Annotated in this window: 20 protein-coding genes; 13 read left to right on the top strand and 7 right to left on the bottom strand. The window is 40.5% G+C overall.

What is annotated here, in order from left to right; translation table 11 throughout:
- The first annotated feature begins 56 nt into the window (after nt 1–56).
- The 4 genes from Q4546_RS09730 (at nt 57) to Q4546_RS09715 (ending at nt 4,325) form a co-directional block, all read left to right on the top strand.
- A complete protein-coding gene (locus Q4546_RS09730; protein ID WP_102439828.1) occupies nt 57–860 on the top strand; it encodes an SDR family oxidoreductase in 804 nt (267 codons plus the stop codon).
- Nucleotides 861–887: 27 nt separating this feature from the next.
- Nucleotides 888–1,439, top strand: a complete 552-nt coding sequence (locus tag Q4546_RS09725) for a DUF2058 domain-containing protein (protein WP_102439829.1) — start codon at nt 888–890, stop codon at nt 1,437–1,439.
- 112 nt (nt 1,440–1,551) lie between these two features.
- Nucleotides 1,552–2,352, top strand: a complete 801-nt coding sequence (locus Q4546_RS09720; protein ID WP_102476827.1) for a CLCA_X family protein — start codon at nt 1,552–1,554, stop codon at nt 2,350–2,352.
- Nucleotides 2,353–2,567: 215 nt separating this feature from the next.
- Nucleotides 2,568–4,325: an acyl-CoA dehydrogenase C-terminal domain-containing protein gene (locus Q4546_RS09715; protein WP_303412717.1), complete on the top strand. Its 1,758-nt coding sequence runs from the start codon at nt 2,568–2,570 to the stop codon at nt 4,323–4,325.
- A gap of 66 nt (nt 4,326–4,391) precedes the next feature.
- On the opposite strand, the gene dacB is transcribed toward Q4546_RS09715, so the two are convergent.
- Nucleotides 4,392–5,843: a D-alanyl-D-alanine carboxypeptidase/D-alanyl-D-alanine-endopeptidase gene (gene dacB / locus Q4546_RS09710; protein ID WP_303446183.1), complete on the bottom strand. Its 1,452-nt coding sequence runs from the start codon at nt 5,841–5,843 to the stop codon at nt 4,392–4,394.
- A gap of 460 nt (nt 5,844–6,303) precedes the next feature.
- Between dacB and pssA the strand changes: the two genes are divergently transcribed.
- The 5 genes from pssA (at nt 6,304) to Q4546_RS09685 (ending at nt 11,299) form a co-directional block, all read left to right on the top strand.
- Nucleotides 6,304–7,617: a CDP-diacylglycerol--serine O-phosphatidyltransferase gene (gene pssA / locus Q4546_RS09705; protein WP_102439833.1), complete on the top strand. Its 1,314-nt coding sequence runs from the start codon at nt 6,304–6,306 to the stop codon at nt 7,615–7,617.
- Nucleotides 7,618–7,694: 77 nt separating this feature from the next.
- Nucleotides 7,695–8,465, top strand: coding sequence for a tRNA-uridine aminocarboxypropyltransferase (locus Q4546_RS09700; protein WP_303446204.1), 771 nt, complete (start codon nt 7,695–7,697; stop codon nt 8,463–8,465).
- A gap of 44 nt (nt 8,466–8,509) precedes the next feature.
- The gene (locus Q4546_RS09695; protein ID WP_102439834.1) at nt 8,510–8,833 is read left to right on the top strand and encodes a hypothetical protein; all 324 of its coding nucleotides are present in this window, start codon (nt 8,510–8,512) and stop codon (nt 8,831–8,833) included.
- A gap of 179 nt (nt 8,834–9,012) precedes the next feature.
- Complete coding sequence (locus Q4546_RS09690) at nt 9,013–11,019, top strand: ATP-dependent DNA helicase RecQ (RefSeq protein WP_303446182.1); 2,007 nt, start codon at nt 9,013–9,015, stop codon at nt 11,017–11,019.
- 1 nt (nt 11,020) lies between these two features.
- Nucleotides 11,021–11,299 (top strand): hypothetical protein, encoded by a 279-nt coding sequence (locus tag Q4546_RS09685; protein WP_102439836.1) that lies wholly within the window; start codon nt 11,021–11,023, stop codon nt 11,297–11,299.
- 112 nt (nt 11,300–11,411) lie between these two features.
- Here the strand turns inward: Q4546_RS09685 and eco are convergent, their stop codons facing one another.
- Nucleotides 11,412–11,975 carry a serine protease inhibitor ecotin gene (eco, locus tag Q4546_RS09680; RefSeq protein ID WP_303446181.1) on the bottom strand — a complete coding sequence of 188 codons (564 nt, stop codon included), beginning with the start codon at nt 11,973–11,975 and terminating at the stop codon, nt 11,412–11,414.
- A gap of 212 nt (nt 11,976–12,187) precedes the next feature.
- Between eco and Q4546_RS09675 the strand changes: the two genes are divergently transcribed.
- A complete protein-coding gene (locus Q4546_RS09675) occupies nt 12,188–13,162 on the top strand; it encodes a GGDEF domain-containing protein (protein ID WP_303446203.1) in 975 nt (324 codons plus the stop codon).
- Here the strand turns inward: Q4546_RS09675 and Q4546_RS09670 are convergent.
- Together Q4546_RS09670 and Q4546_RS09665 are read right to left on the bottom strand one after the other, a co-directional pair.
- On the bottom strand, nt 13,159–15,903 hold the full coding sequence (locus Q4546_RS09670; RefSeq protein WP_102439838.1) for a bifunctional acetate--CoA ligase family protein/GNAT family N-acetyltransferase: 2,745 nt from the start codon (nt 15,901–15,903) through the stop codon (nt 13,159–13,161). The genes Q4546_RS09675 and Q4546_RS09670 overlap by 4 nt on opposite strands.
- 19 nt (nt 15,904–15,922) lie before the next feature.
- Complete coding sequence (locus Q4546_RS09665; RefSeq protein ID WP_102439839.1) at nt 15,923–16,720, bottom strand: LysR family transcriptional regulator; 798 nt, start codon at nt 16,718–16,720, stop codon at nt 15,923–15,925.
- A gap of 195 nt (nt 16,721–16,915) precedes the next feature.
- Between Q4546_RS09665 and Q4546_RS09660 the strand changes: the two genes are divergently transcribed.
- Both Q4546_RS09660 and Q4546_RS09655 read left to right on the top strand, forming a co-directional pair.
- The gene (locus Q4546_RS09660) at nt 16,916–17,401 is read left to right on the top strand and encodes a magnesium transporter (protein WP_303446180.1); all 486 of its coding nucleotides are present in this window, start codon (nt 16,916–16,918) and stop codon (nt 17,399–17,401) included.
- Nucleotides 17,398–18,471: an HlyD family secretion protein gene (locus Q4546_RS09655; RefSeq protein WP_102439841.1), complete on the top strand. Its 1,074-nt coding sequence runs from the start codon at nt 17,398–17,400 to the stop codon at nt 18,469–18,471. Before Q4546_RS09660 ends, Q4546_RS09655 begins: the two co-directional genes overlap by 4 nt.
- Nucleotides 18,472–18,581: 110 nt before the next feature.
- On the opposite strand, the gene Q4546_RS09650 is transcribed toward Q4546_RS09655, so the two are convergent.
- From Q4546_RS09650 to Q4546_RS09640, 3 genes are all read right to left on the bottom strand, one after another.
- Nucleotides 18,582–19,265 (bottom strand): YgjV family protein, encoded by a 684-nt coding sequence (locus Q4546_RS09650; protein ID WP_303446179.1) that lies wholly within the window; start codon nt 19,263–19,265, stop codon nt 18,582–18,584.
- 296 nt (nt 19,266–19,561) lie between these two features.
- Complete coding sequence (locus Q4546_RS09645; protein WP_303446178.1) at nt 19,562–20,818, bottom strand: Y-family DNA polymerase; 1,257 nt, start codon at nt 20,816–20,818, stop codon at nt 19,562–19,564.
- Between the two features lie 40 nt (nt 20,819–20,858).
- Nucleotides 20,859–21,266, bottom strand: coding sequence for a LexA family transcriptional regulator (locus tag Q4546_RS09640; protein WP_102476820.1), 408 nt, complete (start codon nt 21,264–21,266; stop codon nt 20,859–20,861).
- A gap of 480 nt (nt 21,267–21,746) precedes the next feature.
- On the opposite strand from Q4546_RS09640, the gene Q4546_RS09635 reads away from it, so the two are divergent.
- Nucleotides 21,747–22,151 carry a hypothetical protein gene (locus tag Q4546_RS09635; RefSeq protein ID WP_102531371.1) on the top strand — a complete coding sequence of 135 codons (405 nt, stop codon included), beginning with the start codon at nt 21,747–21,749 and terminating at the stop codon, nt 22,149–22,151.
- Nucleotide 22,152: the final 1 nt, after the last annotated feature.

The following is a 22,152-nucleotide window of genomic DNA, read 5'->3' as shown; positions in this document are numbered from 1 at the left end:
AGCCTATAGCAGCGCAACTTTTAAACTGATTAATAACACACATGCAGGAGCATAAAATGTTTAATTATCAAGGAAAGAATGTCGTTGTTGTAGGTGGCACCAGTGGTATCAATTTAGGTATAGCGTGTGCTTTTGCTAAAGTGGGGGCCAATGTGGCTGTTGCCAGTCGTAACATGGATAAAGTCAATACTGCGCTAGCTTTACTGCAGCAAACCAATCCCAAAGGTAAGCATATTGGGGTCAGTTTTGATGTCAGAGATTCAGACGCAGTTGCATCTGGTTTCAATAGCATCGCTGATCAATATAACACTATTGATATACTCATCAGCGGCGCTGCGGGTAATTTCCCTTCAAGGGCAAAAGATCTCTCCGTTAATGGTTTTAAATCAGTGATGGATATTGATTTATTAGGTAGCTTTCAAGTCATTAAGCAAGCTTACCCTTTGTTGACTAAAGGCAATGCGAGCGTGATACAAATCTCTGCACCTCAGGCTTACGTGCCAATGGCTTTGCAAGTGCACGTATGCGCTGCTAAAGCCGGCGTTGATATGTTAACTCGCACTTTAGCAATGGAGTGGGGCGTTGAAGGGATACGGGTAAACTCGATTGTACCTGGCCCAATCGAAGAGACAGAAGGTTTTGATCGCTTAGCGCCCAGTAAAGCTTTAAAATCAATGATAGCAGACAGTGTGCCATTAAAGCGCAATGGTCAAAAACAAGATATTGCCAATGCAGCGTTATTTTTAGCTTCTGACATGGCCAGCTACATCACAGGCACCATTTTGCCCGTCGATGGCGGTTGGTCTTTAGGTGGCGCAGGCGCTGCAATGGATGCATTAGCAAAACATTTACCACAGTAATATGAACAATTTTTATAGGTGATTTAAATGGCAAACGCATTACAAGAGCAGCTGCTAAAAGCAGGACTTGCCAGTAAGCAAAAAGCGCGCGATGTGAAAACACAAAAGCGTAAACAAAAGAAAGCGAAAATTGATGATGGCAGTGCAGCGTTAAAGCAACAAATTGCCCAGCAAAAACTTGAACAAGCAGCGAAGGACAAAGCCTTAAACGAGCAGCGCTTTGCTGAAGCGTCAGAAAAAGGTCAGGTACGTGGTTTAATCACTGAATTTACTAAGTTTGCGATTAAAGCACCTGCAGGCGGCGAGATAAAATTTAACTTTACAGTTGAGAATAAAATTTTATCTGTTTATGTGGATGAAAAACTACAAGGCCAATTACAAACGGGTGTTGTTGGTATCGTGCGTTTTGAAGACAAAAGTTATATTGTGCCCCATAAACTTGCTGAACGAGTTAACTTGTTGGTACCTGAGTGGTGTGGGTATTTATGGCAAGAATCTGCTGATAATCAAGTTGAACAGGCCAGTGAAGAAAACGATCCTTATGCTGATTACGCTATTCCTGATGATTTAATGTGGTAAGGTTTTTTAACCCAAGCTAATGCTTGGGATAAAACAGAAATAAATGCCTCATGAAGAGGCATTTTTTATTGCAGATATTTACATAGCTGTAGAATAAATTTTGAGGTGATGTTTGTTAAAAACAGCCCGCTATTTTCGAAATGGAGCCGATTACCGCTCTGGTGAACAAGCTAATTTTATTGATATCAAACAGTGTTTTGGCCTCAATCATATCAGTGTGGGTAAATGGGTAACCAAAGAAGAATCTGATCTTGCCGCTAATTTAGTATTTGATTCAATGGCAGATTTATCGCAAATACTGCAAGTACCCACAGAGCTTATTGGCCTTCGTAAAACGCTAAATTTGTTATTCGGTCGTGGTGGTCAAAAAGGTGTGCAGGCCCATTATTCTCCGCTAACTCGCGAGTTAGCTCTTGCTAAAAATGCGGGCGCGGGGGCTTTAGCCCATGAGTTTTGGCATGCATTTGATCATTATATTGTCGATAAGGCTTTTGATGTATCACCCCGGTTTTCATTTAAAAAATATCAATGCGCCAGTGACTTGTGGCTAAATGATTCACTATTAAAGTCTCATAAGCTTAATGACAATTTATCTGCTTTGTTTAAAGTGGTGTTGTTGTCTGATGATGGCGAACAGCCCAGTGAGTATGTCACTAATGCAATCAAACTTGATAAGCAGCAAGGCTGTTATTATTTTTCTAAGCCCACAGAACTGATGGCACGGGCATTTGAATCGGCGATTGAAGCTTGTAGTGATATACAAAACAATTACTTAGTCTCTGGTACATTAAAAAAGGATTTGGCGACACAATTGATGTATCCAGCAGCGCAGCACAGATCGCAAATATTCTCAGCGATGATCGATTATTTTGCTTTATTAGGCGCAGCCTTTGAGCGCAAGCTTAATAATTAAATCGCTTATTTGTAAGATCCACATCTTTGCCTATAAATCGTACTCTTTGTAGGCGTTCTTTATACTAAGTTACTTATTTATCAGTATTTAATATGCTTTTATGTTTGTTCTATCACTAGAAATTAATCAATAACAATACTAGATTCATCTTGTATTTAGTGCGGTTTTTGTATAAATTGAAACAACTGTTTTAATTATCTGTTTAAGAGCATTCTATGAACCCTTACCAAGCCCCTTTAAAGGACATGCAGTTTTTGTTAGAAAACGTATTCGATGCGACGAATACTTGGCAGTCGATGCCAAATATCGCTGAGATGGTTGATATGGACACTGCTGTTGCTATTTTAGATGAAGCAAGCAAGATTAGTCGTGATTTGATTCATCCTATAAATAGAAGTGGTGATGAGCAAGGGGTTAGGCACCAAGATGATAAGGTCATCACACCAGATGGCTTTAAAGAAGTTTACCAGCAGTTTTCAGAAGGCGGTTGGGTAGGTTTATGTGGCGAACCTGATTTTGGTGGCATGGGAATGCCAAAAATGTTAGGTGTTTTGGTTGATGAAATGAATTACAGCGCATGTAACTCATTTACCCTGTATAGCTCATTAACTGCTGGTGCTGCGCTGTGTATTAATGCACACGCGACAGATGAATTAAAAGCTAAATATTTACCTAACTTGTATTCAGGTCAGTGGTCTGGTGCCATGGACATGACAGAGCCGCAAGCAGGTTCTGATTTACGCAATATTCGCACCAAAGCCGAACCACAAGATGATGGTAGTTACTCGATTACTGGTAGCAAAATTTTCATCACAGGTGGTGACCATGATCTTACTGAAAACGTTATCCACTTAGTGTTAGCGAAACTTCCTAACTCTAAAGGTATTTCATTATTTCTAGTACCAAAAATCACGGTTAACGATGATGGTAGCTTAGGTGGGGCTAATGGTGTGACGGTCGGCTCTATTGAACACAAAATGGGCTTAAAAGCATCAGCGACGTGTGTAATGAACTATGATGGTGCCAAAGGCTTCCTCGTTGGACGTCCTGATCGCGGCCTGGTTTGCATGTTTACCATGATGAACTACGAACGTTTAGCTATTGGTATCCAAGGCCTTGGTAGTGCTCAAGGCGCTTATCAGATGGCTGCTGATTATGCTAAAGAACGTGTGCAAGGTATTGCAGCAGGTGGTTCGCCAACAGGCAGTGCGGCTGACCCCATTATTGTTCATGGCGATGTGCGCCGCATGTTATTAACCATCAAGTCGGTTACCGATGCTGGCCGTGCGTTATCAGTATTTACCGGTAAACAATTGGATTTAGCAAAGCATGCTGAAGGTGATGTTCAGGCAAAAGCAGCCAAGTATGTGGGCTTACTGACACCGGTTTCAAAAGCGTTTCTAACTGACCGCGGATTAGACGCCACTATCATGGCGCAACAAGTATTTGGTGGGCATGGTTATATTCGTGAAACTGGTATTGAGCAGTTTGTGCGTGATACCCGTATTGCACAAATTTATGAAGGTACGAACGGTATCCAAGCAATTGATTTCTTAGGCCGTAAAGTCACTGGTGATAACCTTGCTACTTTGAATGCGTTTGTGGCAGATATCAATGCTGATTTAGCGGGCTTTGAGCATGTTTCTGAAGCTGACAGAAAAGCTATCAGTTCACGCTTTGATAATTTGCTGACATTAGCAAACTACATCAATGACAACAAGCTTACTCAAGCAGCATTAATCAACGCCAGTGCGGTAGATTTCTTAGATGCCTTTGGTTATATCCTATATGGCTATTACTCATTACTCATGGCAGAGCGTGCAGTTGGTCATGATGACAGCAGCTTTAGTGAGCAAAAGCGTTATGTGGCTAAATTCTATATGGATAAAATTTTGCCAAAAGCAGATTTTCATATTGCTCAAGTCAGTCAAGGTGATGATGCAATAATGGCTATGCCAGCAGAGTTATTTTAAACACCAATTGGTTCAATTTTCTGCTTGAGAAAGAGAGTTAAAGCGCATAGTTTACAATGCGCTTTTTTATGGCTGTAAATCATATAATCTTCGCAGTAATAGCGCGCTAAAAGGGGCTAGTCTTGTTTGTTTTGCATCAGGAGTGAGTCCATTTTCTATAATCACAAAGGCATAGTGTTTACCATTTTTTGCCTGAATAAATCCCGCTAAGTTTTCAACCCCTAGCATGGTGCCTGTTTTTGCTGATATTGCCGCTTTCAAAGGCGGTTTATTGAAATGTTGTTGGTATTTTAAGGTGCCGCTTTTACCAGATATAGGTAAAAACTCAGTTAGGTATTGAAAACGTGTATTGCTGTCGATGAGTTGCAGCACAGATAACATTTGTGCTGAAGTCAGTAAGTTATAACGAGACAAGCCTGAGCCATCAACGAGATTGGCATCATTAAATGGTAAGTTCAATTCGATTAAAATCGATTGTAATGCTTTAGCGCCCATAGTAAAGCCGTTAATATCAAGACCCTCTATGTTATCGCTGTTAAACGTTTGCCGGTAAAAATCTTGGCCAATGTTTTTTAATAAGCTATCGGCAATTAAATTATCTGACTTTTCCAGCATGATCTTTAATAATTTGGGTAACTTTTCAGACTGATGCGTGGCTAACAACTGCGCGCTAGGCGGGATGCTTTGCTTACTTATGATCAAATTAGCGTAATTGACTTGCTTGTCATTGAGTATGGCTTTGACCACATCTTTGGCATAGCGAGACGGATCATTAACAGCAACGGCTAAACTTATAGTTTGATTGCCTGGGTAACAACCTGAAATTCGATAGCGATTGCCGTCAAAGCGTTGCATGTGTAACTCGCAAAATTGCGCCTTAGCTTGAGTAACGTCTATATTAGGTTTAAAAACCGCCTTGGTGCTGATTTCAACTGGGTATTGTGCATCTATTATGATTTCAGATGCGTTATCTGCTAGTGGACTTAGGCTTGCTCTGACACAGTTTTTATCAATAATAAAATCGGACACTGGCGCTGCGTAACAAATACCGAGGTCATCCCATACCCAGCCAGGTGCTCTAAGACTTTCACTGGTCGGTGATACTAAGATCACATTGCCATTTATATGTTGTATATCCTTAGTTTTAAGTGTGGTGAGTAGTTGTTTTAGTTGTTCACGAGTAAAGCTAGGATCACCACTAAATTTAATATACACATCACCATTGAGTTGCTGCTGTACTACAACTCCATCAATATATACTTGGGTTTCATAATAAAAATCAGTACCTAATTGCTTTGTAGCTGCAACGGCAGTAAGTAGCTTTTGGATGCTCGCGGGTTGCATTAATGTCTGCTCATTAATGCTGTAAACACTGCTGTTTTTTTCAATATCCCATATGTTTATAGCCAGTTGTGATTGAGGAGGCGCAATATGTTGCATCACATTGGCTAAGTATTCATCGGCCCACACAGGTAAGCTAAATAAAGAAACAATTAATATACGTATTAGTAAATACATAACTAGCCAGTAGTAAAAGTTTGAGTCTCTCTAAAATACGTGATCTAACGGATTATTACAGTGATGAAGCGATAAAAATTGATGTTAGACCTTAGCGTCAGTTTTTGTGTTTGTTTTTTGCTCAACATGATTGATTTTTATTTATTCAAACAAGATAGCGTAGGTTGTTTTTTCTACAGGCCTTAACAATCACTTTAAAAGTTTGATCCAAAATCGTTCACTTGAGCCTCATAAACCCATCAAATCGGGCTATAACATCAGAAAAGCCTTGCTCATAAGCCGCTAAGTCGGTAATTTCTATCTCCTAATATTTTTTGTTATTCAGTTAAAACGATGACAAAGTATAAATTTTAAGTGACAGTATTTATTATTCAAAATTAGAAACAAACGATAAATACTTATCTAGTCAATTTATATCGACGTTAATAGCATTTAACTGTTTAAGTTCAAGGAGGTTGCCTTGCTGGATAAGCTTGGTGGTATCGCATTACAAAATGAATCGTTAAAGTGGTTATTAACCCCGGTCCAATTTAAACAAGAATTGTTAACTCGCATCGCGAATGCTACGAATGCGATATATATTGCTGCGCTTTATTTAGAAGATGATGAAGCGGGCCGAGAAGTTCTTGAGGCGTTACTTGCAGCTAAAGCTGCTAACCCAGAGTTAAAAATAGTTGTCCTAGTGGACTACCATAGAGCTAGGCGTGGCCTAATTGGCCATAAAGGTGATAGTGGTAATTACATCATGTACCGCAAAGCCATGGCTGCTGCGAAGGCACCTTTTGACATCTTAGGTGTACCAGTTAAGTCTCGCGAGTTTTTAGGGGTATTACACCTTAAAGGCTTCATCATTGATGATGCAGTAATATTCAGCGGCGCTAGCATTAATAACATTTACTTTAAACAAAACGATAAGTACCGTTTTGATCGTTATCATGTGCTGGAATCTGCTGAGCTTGCTCGCAGTATGGGTGAGTTCATTGAGCAACATCTAATTAGCGATCCGGCTGTTTGTCCGTTGACTCAAGACAGCAGCGACGAAAAATGCCCTGATAAAAATGACATGCGCACCTTTAAAACTCGCTTATCACGTTCAGATTATCAGTTTGAAAGTACCCGTATTGGCAATCGTGTTACGCCGCTTGTAGGCTTAGGCCGCAAGAAGAATAAGTTAAACGAAGTGGTGATAAAATTGGTTGATGAATCAACCGAGTCACTGTTTATCTGTACGCCGTATTTTAACCCACCAAACTCTTTAGTGAGAGCGTTGACGCGTCATTTACGTAATGGAAAGAGTATTGATATCGTGGTGGGTGATAAAACCGCCAATGATTTTTATATCCCACCAGAGAAAGATTTTTCTACCATTGGTGCATTGCCTTACATGTACGAACAAACCTTACGTAAGTTTGTAAAACGTCAGCAATGGGCGATTGAAAACGGTCAGTTACGGATCCACTTATGGAAAGACGGTATCAATAGTTATCATTTAAAAGGGATTAGTGCTGATGGCAAAAAGCATCTCATCACTGGTTCTAATTTAAACCCAAGAGCGTGGGCGTTGGATTTAGAAAATGGTTTGTTATTGCATGATGACAGTGGTGTGTGGAAGCAAAGTTTTGAGGCGGAACAAGAATTTATTCTGCAGCATACCGAAAAACTGTTCCATTATAGTCAAATTGAAACCGTGCAAAAGTATCCGGCTCCTGTGAAAAAGATTATGACCAGGATAAAGCGCTTAAAAGCTGACCTTTTACTAAAAAGAATTCTATAGTAACTTCATCACCCAATTGGGTGATGAATTTTTTTGAACGTTATAAACTATAACGTGTAACCGAGAATAATCCCATGTTGGCGTTACCTCCTGAGCAGCAACACGCAGTTCATCGCGTGTATCAATACCGAAAATCTATTTCAACTAAACCATTTGCTGCCAGAGGGAAAAAACTCATTCGCTGCCAGTGGTGTTTATTAGGAGAAATTTTCTGTACCTGTCAACATAGACAATATATCAATACTGAAGCCCACTTCATGCTAGTCATGTATGATGATGAAGTGCTAAAGCCAACCAACAGTGGCCGTTTAATTGCTGATTTAGTCCCTAATACTAGCGCTTATTTATGGTCTCGTACTGAGCCCAATAAACAAATGATTGAAGCGATCAACGACCCCAAATATCAGCCAATGCTGATATTTCCTGAGCAGTATGCCCAAGAAGGGCAAATGGTGGTTAGTCATCCTAGTCAATGTGACAATGCCGCCACTGGTAAAATACCGCTGTTAATTTTATTAGATGGTAGCTGGCGTCAAGCGATCAAAATGTTTCGTAAAAGCCCTTATTTACATAGATTGCCATTGTTTTCTTTTAGTCCTGAAACCTTAGCTAATTACGAATTAAGAAAAGGCAGCCATGATTTTCAGCTATCAACTGCTGAAGTGGCAGCTCTGGCCCTTGAAGCCATCGACGAGCCATTAAACTCCAAAGCATTGAGCTCGTGGTTTAATTTATTTGTTGAGTCGTCGTTACTGGGTAGAAATCGTCGTTTAAAAGAAGATATCATTCCGATTGAAAGTTATATTCAGCAGTTTGAACAAGCAATGCTAAACGCAGCGGCTAAATAGCGTTTAAATACCATCATAAAAGCAGCGGATGCGAGTGTTACTCTATGTTAGAAAGTAAGTTGATTGTGTTATATCGTCTAGAGCCCGGTTGTTTGGGCCCCGATGGTATGGAGCACATACAAATATTTTGTGATTTAGCACAGCAAATGCTGGCAAGCCTTGATACTGCAACATGCCAATGGTTTTTAGAGCCACGTTACAACAAACAACTCGATGAAATGGCGTACTGTCTAGCCAATAACATGTTATCTCGTGAGCAAGCCACTAAATTTATGGTTCGCTTTGGCGATGATTTAGAGCAAGCTCAAGAAACCTTCGAAGACAAATTAACCTTGTTAATCAATCAATACCTATCACGTAAAGGCTAACCGACCTTGTTTATTTCAACTTTATGCTCCGATATTACTGTTTATTCTTTTGATGAATAAAGCCGTGTTCACCTCGGGTAAGTATTTTATAAGTTATTGTTTTATAAGCTTCAGAGTTTCAATTTTATTCGTGCTAGCGTATAATTGCCTTCGCTTTAATCATCAATCTAGGCTCCAGTATGCAAACTCCATCGTTTGATAGTCCTTCGCCATTACTACATGACAACGCCGATTTAATTCAAAAGCTCGAGCAGCAATTTGGATTTAATCAGTTTAGAGAAGGGCAAATTGATGTAATTAAACATATTTTGTCAGGAGCATCTTCTTTAGCCATTTTTCCTACAGGCTCAGGTAAATCACTGTGCTATCAATTTAGCGCCTTACAACTGGCTAATGTCACCTTAGTGGTATCGCCATTGCTTGCGTTAATGAAAGATCAAATCGCTTTTTTAAATGCTAAGGGAATAAATGCCGCCAGCATAGATTCAAGCTTAACCTTTGAGCAAACACAGCAGGTTATGCGTGATGTTCGCCGCGGGCATACAAAAATTTTAATGGTGTCAGTTGAGCGTTTTAAAAATGAACGTTTTAGGCAGTTTCTTAGCAGTATTGATATTTCATTATTAGTCGTTGATGAAGCTCATTGTATCTCTGAATGGGGCCATAACTTCAGGCCTGATTATTTAAAAATCCCATCTTATGTGCAGCAATTTAGTATTGCCCAAGTGTTGTTATTAACCGCCACAGCCACTGAAAAGGTAAAGCTGGATATGGCCAACCGTTTTGCTATTTTGCCTGAGCAAGTGGTACAAACGGGTTTTTATCGCAGTAATTTAGATATCAGTATCAAACCTGTTGTTGAAGCCGCTAAGCAATTGGAATTAGTCAACACAGTATCGCAATGCACAGGTGCTGGGATTATCTACGTGACCTTGCAAAAAACGGCAGAAGATATCGCGGCTTTTTTAAGTGCTAACAATATTCAAGCCACCGCTTATCATGCAGGACTTGATTCAGAGCTCAGAAATCGCATCCAACAGCAATTTATGGACGGCCAAATCAACGTAATTGTTGCCACAATTGCCTTTGGTATGGGAATAGATAAAAGCAATATCCGTTTTGTGGTTCATTACGATTTACCGAAATCTATCGAAAACTACAGCCAAGAAATCGGCCGTGCAGGCCGAGATGGGCAATTGTCTCATTGTATTACGCTAGCTAACAAAGATGGCTTAAATACCATTGAAAACTTTGTTTATGGCGATACGCCAGAACCCTCAGCGATTACCAACTTAATAGAACATATTAGCGCTGAAGTTGAACATGGCCGCTGGGAAATGCAAGAGTATGCGATTTCAACTAGCTGTAACATTAAACAGTTGCCGTTAAAAACCCTGTTAGTTCAACTTGAATTAGCCAACGTGGTGCAACCAAGCTTTGCTTATTTTGCTGAGTTTAAGTATCAATTTTTGATTGATAAACAGCTGTTGCTGGCCAGTTTTGATCCCCAGCGCCAAGCGTTTCTGCAGCAAATATTTGAGCATACTCGTTTTAAGAAAATATGGGGTCAACTAGATTTCGATAGCTTATATCAGCAATATGGTGCAGACAGGCAACGGGTAGTTTCGGCGTTAGACTACCTAGCAGACAAACAATATATCCAGTTAGAAACCAAAAAAATAACCCAAGTGTTTAATGTTGATATCAATGCTTTAAGTAATCCAAACCTTATTGTAAGTTTGTCTGATTACTTCCAAAGTAACGAAGTCAAAGAGATAAAACGTTTAAATCAGCTTATTAGTTTTTTTGAATCAACTGAGTGTATTACTGCTAAATTGGCGCGTTATTTTGATGATCAGCAAGCACCTAGTCATTGTGGTCATTGTAGTGTCTGTCGTGGGCAGATAGCATTGTTGCCGCAACAGGCATTAGCGCCAATCACTCAATTAGCGTCATTGCAGCAGTATCTTAATGAGTTTTGCACTCATATGAACGCAAAAGGCATTATGCCGATATCTGTAGCGGTTCAAACTAAATTTTTAGCAGGTATTAGTGTGCCGATTTTTACCCGCAACAAAGTAAAGCAACTGTCAGGTTTTGGTTATTGCAGTCAGTATCGATATCAAGACATCGTTGATTATATCAATCACATAAACGGTAATAACTCAGATATGGGACCAGGTTAATATGAAGAAGAAAGCCGTAGATGCACTACTTAAAAAGCATGAAAAACTTAACCATATTGAAGGGGTTAAAGTTGTTTCCCATACTCAGCGTGAAAAAGAAGAGTGGGTTTACCATACCTTGATGTTAGCGGGTTACGATGTAGCATTTAAATTTAAGCGTACTAAAAAATATAAGAGCTTGCAGGATCAACTTGTGAGTTTAGTGTATTACCCTGAAGAGCATACTGTGGCTGGATTTAGCGTAGAGATTATGCAGGTTGTTCGGGTTAAACGTTGTTAAATTATTACCTTGGATCCAGTTAAATATTAAACAGCGTTAGCAGATGCACCATGGTTATTTGGGTTATCTGCTGACGCTTTGTTATAACGCTGTTTAGCCATGGTCCCACACATTAATTTGAATAGTGGTAATCACCTTTAGCTTGCCAAATACGGTATCTTAACGTTGCATCTTCAGGTAGGTAAAATATTTTTGGTAAACGGCTATCATAATTGATGCTCAAGCTTTGTCCCATTGGCACAAATTTAGCCGTTTTAGGTTCATTACACATCATCATCGTACTTGGCCCTACCGTTATACTATCGACGCTATAAAACGGATATCCCCAGCCTGATAAATTCTGCTCGACCAATTTGCCACTTAGTCTATGGTGATTACAATCTACCAGCTTATTTTGGCCAATTTGAATTTCAATTTTATAATTTGCTTCATCATCGCGTTGTGACAACTGTAATATATGCTGCACTTGATCTGCTTCTGGTTTAGGAAACATCTTCGCAGTTTCAATCACTTGATAGTTTTTATCGGTATTTTGATGGATTATTATCATAGATGGTTGGCTAAATTGATTAGGCACAGGGCTCGTAGCGTAAGCGGGTACTAGGATTGTTGCTGATAAGGTTAATAGACTTGCTATATATAGTTTATTTAATGGGTTTTTAAGTGAAATTTTCATATGGATTCTCTTATGTAAAATGCTATTGTTAGGTTTGTTACTGTTTTAAACGTATCAAGTTTGAAAAAGGGTTTTATTTTTTGTAATTATTTTGCTTAGTATTTAAATATGGCGTTATCTATATCGATTTTGATTTAGTTTTGCTTAGGTTAAATAGCGCATAGGATCTGAAATTGAAGACGAGTTTAGAAAATTCTGCACAAATACTAAGAATGGCAGTGCCGCAAATGTCCGCGCTGCATATACCGGTTACCCCAGAAAATTATGCTATTTGGTATCAGTATTATGCGGAAACAAATTTAGACTTAAAACGTGCGATCGATGGTTTAATTGCCAATAAAGTTGAGTTTACCGCCGCGGTCAATCAAGGCCTTTATAACAACTTTATTCAAGAGCAGTCTCCAGAAGTCATTGATAATGTTCAAATTGAAACCAAATTACTCATCAATAGCTTATACAGTAAGATCAGTCAGCTTTCTTCTGGTACTAGTGACTTTTCATCGAGCTTACATTCTTTAAACGAGGAACTGCAGTCAAATCCAAGTCCACAATTACTTAACGAGTTAATCGTCAATATTAGTTTTGAAGTGGAGAAGGTGCTATTAAACAACGATTTAATGAAATCCGACATAGACTCTCTGGGTAATGAATTAACGACTTTAAAAGATGAAATGACCAGTTTAAGTAAAGTGGCAATGACCGATGAATTAACCTCGTTAAATAATCGCCGCGCCTATGAGGTGTTTGCTTTAGAGCAAGTCAGTTTGTTTAGCCATAGCAATACACCTTGTTGCCTATTAATGATAGATATCGATTTCTTTAAAAAATTCAATGATACTTATGGTCATCTAGTTGGCGATAAAGTGCTGGCATTTGTGGCTTTTGCATTAAAACAAACGGTAAAAGGTAATGATTTCGTTGCCCGCTATGGCGGTGAAGAGTTTGTGATTTTATTGCCTAATACTGAGCTACAAGATGCCTTAACGGTGGCTGAGCAAATTAAAAATCGTATTGCAGATAAGCAGCTCACCATTGGTAAAGAAAAAAAGCAGCATTTAGGCAATATCACAGTATCGATAGGGGCTGCTGAAATCCACCCTGGAGATGATAGTGATACCTGGTTAAGTCGCGCTGATGAAATGCTGTATCAAGCGAAATCATCAGGTCGCAACTGTGTTAAAGGCTAATGTTTATCGGCAGAGTCTATACCCGCTTTAGCTTGCGGGTTAGCTTCACATTGGGGCAAGTCCATATGCATCTTAATCAGGTGCTCATCCATATCAAAAGATACCGTAAAGCCAAGCCCTTTGGCGAGGTTTGCCATACTGCGGTTTTCAAACATGGTAAAGCCCGCTAACACAGGAGTATTAGTGGTTTTATAATAGTTAATCAGTTTTTCTAATAGCATTTTACCTAAACCAATTCCTTGATAGTCGCCGCGCACCGCCATAGCAAATTCTGCTTCTGTATTATCAGGATCAGTCGATGCTCGCACCGCACCTAAGGTGATTGCCTCACCATTTTCATCTTCTGCAGTGGCGATAAATGCCATTTCTCTGGCGTAATCTATTTGTGTTAAAACCGCCATTTCCTCATGGGTCATTTTCGAACGAACGCCAAAGTAGCGTTTATAGCGATCTTCATCACTGAGTGAGTTATCAAAGGCTAAATGCTTTGGCTCATCCTCAGGAAGAATGGGCCTGAGCATGACCTTCAAGCCATTTTTCAAGGTGGCCTTTTGTTCTAACTCTTTTGGGTATGGCATGATCGCTAAGCGCGCTTTGGGATCAATATCTGTACAATTGAGCTTCATGTTAACGTCAAGCAGGGTAATGGTTTCACCTGCGGCGAGCACTGGGTTAAGGTCTAAAGAAGCGATTTCAGGGCAATCGATAATCAGGTGCGATATTTGGGTTAGCATCACACACAGTGCATTCATGTCTAAACCAAGGGGTAAATGTCTGTCTCTAAGTTTGTGAGTTTTCAACGCCTGAATGACCATATAGCGCGCCAGTGCCATATTAAGTGGCGGTAGGGCAACTGCAGCATCACGTGTCGGGTCCCATTCTGAGCCGCCTTCACCAAGGCAAATTGCAGGGCCAAAAACAGGATCATTAATCACAGAGACCCGCACTTCTTGAGCGCCAGCGGTTAATGCCATTTTTTGCACTATCATGCCATTGATTTCAGCGTCAGGGTTGGTGTCCTTAACTCTGGAAGTAATGGATAGCGCTGCCTGATACACTTCTTCAGCATTATTGAGGTTTAGTACCACACCGTGCACATCAGATTTGTACATCAAGTCAGGGGATTGGACTTTTAGTGCCACAGGAAAGCCCAACTTGGTGGCGATATTAACGGCTTGCTCTGCGCTACTGGCAAACTCTGTATCTATGGTATTTAAACCGTAAGCTTTTAAAATGTCACTGGCTTCATGGGTTTCGAGAATAAAACGATTATTGGCTTGGGCTTTTTGTAATAAATTCCGCGCTGTATTAGTGTCAGTGGGAATATTATCTGGAATAGATTGCGGCACTTCTTGCAATAGTTTTTGATTACGGCGGTATTCGACCATATGCATAAAGGCTTTTACTGCGCCTTCAGGGGTTCGATAAGTCGGAATCCCGGCTTTACTAAATCGCTTTCTTGCGGTGTAGGCTGAATCCTCACCACTCCAATTGGTTAAAATATTTAACTTGTTTCGATTTGGATGGCCCTTGATGACATCAATTAAACTCTGGGCGATTTGGTCACTTTCTTCTAATGCTGATGGTGAATGCAGCACTAAAATAGCGTCCATTTCTTGGCTATCCATCAATATAGTTAGTGCTTGGCTATAACGTTTACTGTCAGCATCACCGACAATATCTATTGGATTTTGACCAGACCAGGTTGTTGGCAATATGCGATTTAATTGAGTGATGGTGTCATCTGACAACTGTGCCAGTTTACCGCCTTTAATAATGAGTTCATCAGCGGCCAATACTGCAGGGCCGCCGCCATTACTGATTATGGCGACTCGCTCACCTTTTAATGGCGTGGAGTGGGCCAAACTTTCAACTGCGGCAAACAGTTCAATTAAGTCATGCACCCGCAACATACCACCACGCTTAAAGGCGGCATCGTAGACGGCATCATTGCCGCCTTTACCGCCTGTGTGCAACATAGCGGCCTTAACGCCTTCAGCACTGCGACCCGATTTAATCACAAATATGGGTTTATTACGGGCTGCTGCGCGCGCTGCGGATAAAAAATGACGCTTTTCACTAATAGAATCAATATAAAGCATAATGGCGCTGGTGCGGCTATCACGACCTAAATAATCGAGCAATTCATCAAAATTTATATCAGATGCATCACCTAAAGATATAAACGATGAAAAGCCGATGTCTTTATTATTAGCCCAATCCAGCACCGTAGTACAAATGGCGGCAGATTGTGACACAAACGCAATTTTGCCTTTTTTAGCGCCGGTATGCGCTAGGCTCGCATTAAGACCAATGGTGGGAATAATCATCCCTAAACTATTTGATCCCAATATTCGCATGCCGTAACGTTTTGCATTTTGCAGCGTTTGAGTTAACAGGCTAACACCATGTTCATCAAACTCATCAGCCATGCCTGAGGCCATAATTATCGCGATTTTACAGCCAAACTGCGCCAATGTTTCGACGATATCAGGTACACGACTGGCGCGAGTACATATCACGGCTAAATCGGGTTTAATGGGCAGCGATTCAATATTGGGATAAGCCAATACGCCCATAACGGCGGAATATTTAGGGGTTACGGGCATAATGGGCCCTGAAAAGCCGCTGGCCAATAAGTTTTTCATCAACACGCGCCCCGCGCGCTTTTCACTATTTGAGGCACCAATAACGGCGATGGAAGTGGGTTTAAATAATGTGTGAATACTTCTTTGGCTCATAATACCCTCAGCATAATCATTAACGCGTGGTAATTGCTTGTAATAAGACGTTTTTACATATCTCTGATAGCCATACTATTTTAGCTTCATGGCGCCGCGATGAACTACAAATAATCGCCATGTCTATGGCGACTTCTTTTTTGTGCAATTCAGCATCGATTTTAAAATTATAGGAGTAATGATCGGCCAGTAATTGGCGATGTAAACTATAGTTGTCGGTAATGATTGTCGGATTATGGTTTTCATTTAATTCACGAAAATATTCAACATGTTCATTTAAATCATCAACTAATAGCTTTACAAATTCCCCTTGCTCATTGCCCACTTTAGTAACATAACCAGAAGCCACTTTTTTCTGATACAGCTGCTGCGGTCTGTCTCGCAATGATTGCACGCCGATATCAATGGAGCCATCGATCAAGCCATCATTACTGGATTTTCGCCATTGTCTTAACTCTATGGTGGCATTGGTTTGTTTGCGTAATTCATTGATTAGGCTTTTACCCATTAATACCATCAAGGGTTCGCCTAAGTGCACCGAAATGAACTGCAGGTTTTTAGGGTCAAAGTATTCTGGTTCTAGGGCTAAGCTAATTTGCTCGATAGAACTTTGGATTTGCGGGGCGATTTTATCGGCATAACTGGTGGGTTGTAGGCCATTAGCGGTGCGAATAAATAACGGGTCGCTTAGTTCTTCACGTAATTGAGCCAATACTTTTGAGACAAATGATTGTGAGCGGCCCAGTTGCTTGGCGGCTTTTTGGGTCGAGCCTGATCTATACAGGGTGACAAACACATTCAGTGCATTCAAATCCATGAGATACCGATAAATAAGTGCAATTTAACAATATATTACACTATAAATTTGAAGCGTACATTGGGACTAAAGTAAATAGTTCATTTGGAATATCGGTTATTCCGTTATCACAGTGAGTTATTGCTAGTATTCAGCTCATATACAGCGAGACATTGTTACTCTCCCTGTTAAATATCTCATGTTTTTAGGATCTTTATGACTGAATTACCTGATATCGACACGGTTCAACCATCATTGAGCAATAAGTTATCTTTCTATGTGCGAAAAATGACCACATTTATTTTATTGTTATCGGTTATCGGACTTTTAAGTTATGGCTTCTCATTACTCACTCAAATACACGGTAAGCAATTACCTGAAGGCTACTTTGTTAATGGCTACCCCAGCATTTTAACCCTATTAGATTCTGAATTTTTTATGGGCTTTGTGTTTGTGGTCACCATTTTGATCATTTGCTATGTACTGCTGTTATTTTGGAAATTACATGAAGTTGCAGTTCATAAGGCAGAAGCCATGTCGAGTGCCCATACCCAAATTGTGTTTGCTTTATCTTTATGTGGTTTGTTTATTGATAAGACCTGGTGGGTACTGGCGATAATCATTGCTTTTGGGCGCTGGGATGTCCTATCTAAACGGTTATCAAGCATCATTAGTAATGGCATCAAAGGAGTTAAATCATGAAAGAGATCATGTTGCCTTATGTGTTAATTATATGGCTCTTAGTCAAATTAGGGGTCATTCAATGGAACCTTACTAATGCGGTACGCACCATTGGTTTAGGAATGTTTATTGCTTTTTCATTGTTTACTGGCCATCGCTTTTGGTCACCCGCTGATTTAACCGATAGCTCAACCATTAAAGCGCCTCATGCAGTGCTAAGTCCACTCATTGGTCAGGAAGTTGAAAACGTCTATGTGACTCATAACCAAATCGTTAAAAAAGGGGACTTGATTTACACCTTAGTATCAGTGGATAGCACGGAACAAATCAAAGCCCTTGAAGCCAGTAAAAATGCAGTACAAGCGCAGCACGCTGCCGCAATCCAACAAATTAACGCTTTAAATGTCAGTATCAATAATGATGAGCGTAATTTAGCGCGTCTAACGGCCTTAAAAGAGCATGCAAGTCAGGTGGACCGCGATAATTTACAAGCGCAGATTGATGCCAATCGTGCCCAAGTGGCTGCCAATATTGCCCAGTTGGGCGCGCAAACAGCGCAAATGCAAGCTATTGAGGCTGATATTGAATCGGCTAAATGGACAGATTCACGTCGTGAAATACGGGCTCAATATGATGGGCAGCTTGCCATTACCAATGTAACTGAAGGCACCCGCTTGGGTAATATGCACTTGTTTGATACCAGTAAGAAATTTTTAGAAATGCGCATTGCCGATCAATCATATCGCTATATAAAACCTGGGCAGTTTGCCGAGTTCTATGTGGATGCTTATCCGGGAGAAATCTTTAGAGGCAGAGTGCACAGCATTACTTCAGGTACGGGCGAAGCCATGATTAACCCCATGAGTGGCAGTCAACATGTGCGCCAGCATGTGGGTAACAATGGCGGCTCTCATGGTCGTACAGTCGTTATTGAGTTTGAAGAACCTGAAGGTTATTCATTACCGATTGGGGCAACCGGCTCAGCTTGGATTTCTGCTGAGAAACCCCATCCAGCATTGGGCTTTATGGATATCATTGGCGCGGCGACTGTTAGGCTTAAAGCGTTAAAGTCGTACCTTAATGCGCTTTAGTGAATGCGTTCTAGTGAATGTGCTTTCGTTGCGAGTCATTGGTATTAGCATTAGCAGAGTGAGTAATATGACTCGCTCTTAATTGCTTATTACCACAGGGTTTACTCATCCTAACTGAATTGATTCAAGCTAATTACTTTAACCTTTAGACAGTGCCACTTGTGTTTCATTACAGCTTTCAAGGGCACTATTTTGCTCAAAGTTTTGGTTGAGCTGGTCGTTATAGTAGTCGCTAAATTCGCGCATAAGCCTAGTGCCAATATTGCTATTGTCATTACTTGGTAGAGTATTCCTGACCATGACATCAAATATATTGAAAGCATCAGGTTTAATCCATTACTGGCAACCATAGCTAACCTTAGTTGACTGCCCGCTAAGAAGAATAAACTAAAGCTCATTACGACTGCAGCGATAACCGCACACCATTCACTCCAATGCTCAGCCCATAGAAAACCCTGCGTCATGGCAATAATACTAAAGCTGAGTGACATGGCTAAAGGCGATGTTAACCAGGCAGTCGATGCAAGATTTTGCTGGTTATTGCTATTCAAACTTTGACATAAACGAAAGCGAATAACATTAACTAGTTGGTTGGCCATGCCGAGAAAGCTGCCTAATAAGCCTAAATGGATTGCGGTAAGTACTGATGCTATCATATTGCCATGAATAAATTTGCAGTCTTGTTGTTGGCTATTTGCCCACCAGCCAATGGCCATTGAGACAAAGCCAATAAGCTGAAAGTAAAATAGGGGCTCGGCAATAAACTGAAAATCAAATGCGGAAAAATCTAACACAGGCAAGCACAATCCAAGAAAATTAAGGATGCGTATTGTCGTTTTTTTCAGCAATAACACAATGGCTAAAATCGCATAATAGCCTCGCTCATGTGATTAGATATAAAACTGTGAACTGGAGAGTGTTTTTTGAACAGCTAGAGTTGACTAAGTTGTATTTTTGTTGAGCTTAAGATCGATTAATGTACTGTTTGGGTTTGATATTAGTTATCCATTTTACGCTAATTTAAAGCCACAACTAAACCTGAACCAAGTCAGAATAAAAACCAGCACACGCAAATCAATTTATCACCAATTTAGCCACAGTGGATTTGCGGAATATCTTGCCAACAGCTGGTGTATTGCGGGGTTAATAGCTCACGGCGCATATGCCATTTACCTCCAATACCTTGGGCGGCGACAAATATTGCATCACTACCGTAGCGTTGATTTAACTTATCAAAAACCTGCATCAAGGCAGGATCTTTTACTGGGGCAAACAAGTCTGTTTGCAAATGTTTGACCGGTGATAAATCTAACAATCCAATCCCGATTTTATAGTAGCGAGTATTGGGGTTATAAAGCTTACGGGCAATTTCTGCTGCGTAACTGATGATTTCACGGTTGTCATTAGTTGGATATGCACAGCGGTAATGATATTTAAAGCCATTAGGCTGTTCATCATAAGGGGAGTTACTGGCAAAGATCAGTATGGTGCTAGCCACAGAGCCTTGCTTTCTGGCTTTGGCTGCCGCGATACCAGCATGCTTACTGAGCGCCTGTAATAATGAGTCTATATCGCTAATACGTTCACCGACACTACGAGTTGAAAAGATCTGCTGTTTATCTGCTCTGGCGCTATCCCAGCCTTTACAAGCCTCGCCATTGAGCTCTCTGACTGTACGCTCGATTTCAATACTAAATTGGCTACGAGCAATGCCTGGTTGTAATTTAGCCAGATCCAGTGCGGTGGTGATCCCCATGGCATGTAATTTGTTACCGATCCGCAAACCGATCCCCCACACATCGGTGACTTTCATTGTCGCTAAAATGGCATTTCTTTGCTCAATGGATTGGATATAACATACCCCGTTATAGCCCTGGAGCTTTTTAGCGGCATGATTGGCCACTTTGGCAAGGGTTAAGGTGGCAGCAATACCGACACACACAGGTAAACGGGTTTCTTTCCATACCGCGCGGCGGATCATAGCGGCATGGCTTAATAAACACGGGATCGCAGGGTAACAATGTTTAAATGACAGAAATGACTCATCAATAGAGTAAATATGTTGCTCAGGTGCAAAGCGGCCAATCACTTCCATCATAGAGTGAGACAAAGAGGCATAAAGCTCATAATTGGAGGAAAGCGCAATCACGCCTGCTTTTTCACAAAAATCGCGCACTTCAAAGTAAGGACCAAATTTACCCACTCCTAATGCTTTTGCCTGGCGGTTAGCCGCCACAATGCAACCATCGTTATTGGACAGCACCACGATAGGACGGCCACGCCACTCTGGGCGAAACACTTGCTCGGCGCTGCAATAAAAAGAGTTGGCATCAACGAGTGCATACATAATTTAACTGTCCGTTAGTCGTTAGTTTAATCCGCTAACATTAGTTATTAACTAATATAGGGCTTTGGCGATGACAACGGATTGAACGGATCACCACGCCTTCAACACTGAAGTTGTCATACTCTTGTATCGTGACACTCTGGTGAAGATCATTTGCCGATAATAATAATCGCCGCTTGATATCAATGAGCTTACAGACAAAGTTGCCGTTATAGTTTGCCACTATCACATCATGGTTTTCGACACTGACATGGCGATCCACAATGAGAATATCCTTATCAAAAATGCCGATTTTCTCCATAGAGTCGCCGCTAGCTTGGCCAATAAAAGTGGCACTGGGATGTTCAATCAATAGCTCATCTAAACTTAATGGCAGTTGCCGATATTCAGCAGCAGGACTTTCAAAACCAGTAATACCGGCACAAGCAAAAATAGGAATAACCTTCATAACAATCGACACCCAACAGCACTGTATGTTTATACAGTATTATAGCTGTCCCCGTAAAATTGGCAATAAATTCCGTAAGGTTGTCGAATAAGTGTGCGAATTGTTGGTTATTTAATCTGTTATGGGTCATTGAGGGAATGCTTTGCTGAGTGAGCTGAACTAAACAGCATTGCTAAGTACTAAATTATGAGCAAGGTAAGCGTGAGTGTTTAAGATTGAGTGGCGACTATTATCGAGCTGCTGTCGAACCATTAGCCGAAAATAACCTAATAAGCATTCTTTAAGGAAAAACGTTAAAAGTTAATTGTTTGTTCAGCTTACGTTTAGCTTACGTAGGTAAAATAGAGGCAAGTTTAAAGCTTATTATCAGTATCAGAATTCAGTATCAGAATTTTATAAAGCGCTAATACTGACGATGAGTTCAAGTGCAAAGTGCTTAATCAGCCAGAAATCAGTTGTTCATCAACGGGAGTAAACATAATGAAAAAAGTATTTATCATTTCAATGTTAGCAATATTATCTTTTGGCGCGAGCGCTAGCCCATCGACTCAAAAGCCCGTTGTCATTCAAATTCAGGATTCATTCACGCAAATCAATAGTGCTTTAAGCTGCTCAATTGTATATGCCCACACTCCGATGACTTCACAGGCCGATTATTATAAAGGAGTAGTCTACGAACGCTATTCAGATCTTGTTGAACAACTCGTGTTATCAGGCCAGTCAGAAGAGGGCGCAAGACAAACAGCGATTGAAAAAATTGTCATGCAAACACAAACCATTGAACAACAAATCAATGATACTAAAAGCGGTGGAAAAACAGAGTTAAAACAACTGCTGCAACAAACGGCTAAAAAGAATGATTGTGTCCACTACGCAAATAATTAAG

It is taken from the genome of Shewanella sp. 4_MG-2023, from assembly GCF_030548015.1.
In the GTDB taxonomy this organism is placed as follows: domain Bacteria; phylum Pseudomonadota; class Gammaproteobacteria; order Enterobacterales; family Shewanellaceae; genus Shewanella.
This window is presented reverse-complemented; position numbering and strand designations above follow the sequence as displayed.

Bases quoted from the DNA above. Each gene is read 5' to 3' on its own strand.
- Q4546_RS09730 (WP_102439828.1), top strand. From the start codon at position 57: ATGTTTAATTATCAAGGAAAGAATGTCGTTGTTGTAGGTGGCACCAGT.
- Q4546_RS09725 (WP_102439829.1), top strand. From the start codon at position 888: ATGGCAAACGCATTACAAGAGCAGCTGCTAAAAGCAGGACTTGCCAGT.
- Q4546_RS09715 (WP_303412717.1), top strand. From the start codon at position 2,568: ATGAACCCTTACCAAGCCCCTTTAAAGGACATGCAGTTTTTGTTAGAA.
- dacB (WP_303446183.1), bottom strand. From the start codon at position 5,843: ATGTATTTACTAATACGTATATTAATTGTTTCTTTATTTAGCTTACCT.
- Q4546_RS09695 (WP_102439834.1), top strand. From the start codon at position 8,510: ATGTTAGAAAGTAAGTTGATTGTGTTATATCGTCTAGAGCCCGGTTGT.
- Q4546_RS09690 (WP_303446182.1), top strand. From the start codon at position 9,013: ATGCAAACTCCATCGTTTGATAGTCCTTCGCCATTACTACATGACAAC.
- Q4546_RS09685 (WP_102439836.1), top strand. From the start codon at position 11,021: ATGAAGAAGAAAGCCGTAGATGCACTACTTAAAAAGCATGAAAAACTT.
- eco (WP_303446181.1), bottom strand. From the start codon at position 11,975: ATGAAAATTTCACTTAAAAACCCATTAAATAAACTATATATAGCAAGT.
- Q4546_RS09675 (WP_303446203.1), top strand. From the start codon at position 12,188: ATGGCAGTGCCGCAAATGTCCGCGCTGCATATACCGGTTACCCCAGAA.
- Q4546_RS09670 (WP_102439838.1), bottom strand. From the start codon at position 15,903: ATGAGCCAAAGAAGTATTCACACATTATTTAAACCCACTTCCATCGCC.
- Q4546_RS09665 (WP_102439839.1), bottom strand. From the start codon at position 16,720: ATGGATTTGAATGCACTGAATGTGTTTGTCACCCTGTATAGATCAGGC.
- Q4546_RS09660 (WP_303446180.1), top strand. From the start codon at position 16,916: ATGACTGAATTACCTGATATCGACACGGTTCAACCATCATTGAGCAAT.
- Q4546_RS09655 (WP_102439841.1), top strand. From the start codon at position 17,398: ATGAAAGAGATCATGTTGCCTTATGTGTTAATTATATGGCTCTTAGTC.
- Q4546_RS09645 (WP_303446178.1), bottom strand. From the start codon at position 20,818: ATGTATGCACTCGTTGATGCCAACTCTTTTTATTGCAGCGCCGAGCAA.
- Q4546_RS09640 (WP_102476820.1), bottom strand. From the start codon at position 21,266: ATGAAGGTTATTCCTATTTTTGCTTGTGCCGGTATTACTGGTTTTGAA.
- Q4546_RS09635 (WP_102531371.1), top strand. From the start codon at position 21,747: ATGAAAAAAGTATTTATCATTTCAATGTTAGCAATATTATCTTTTGGC.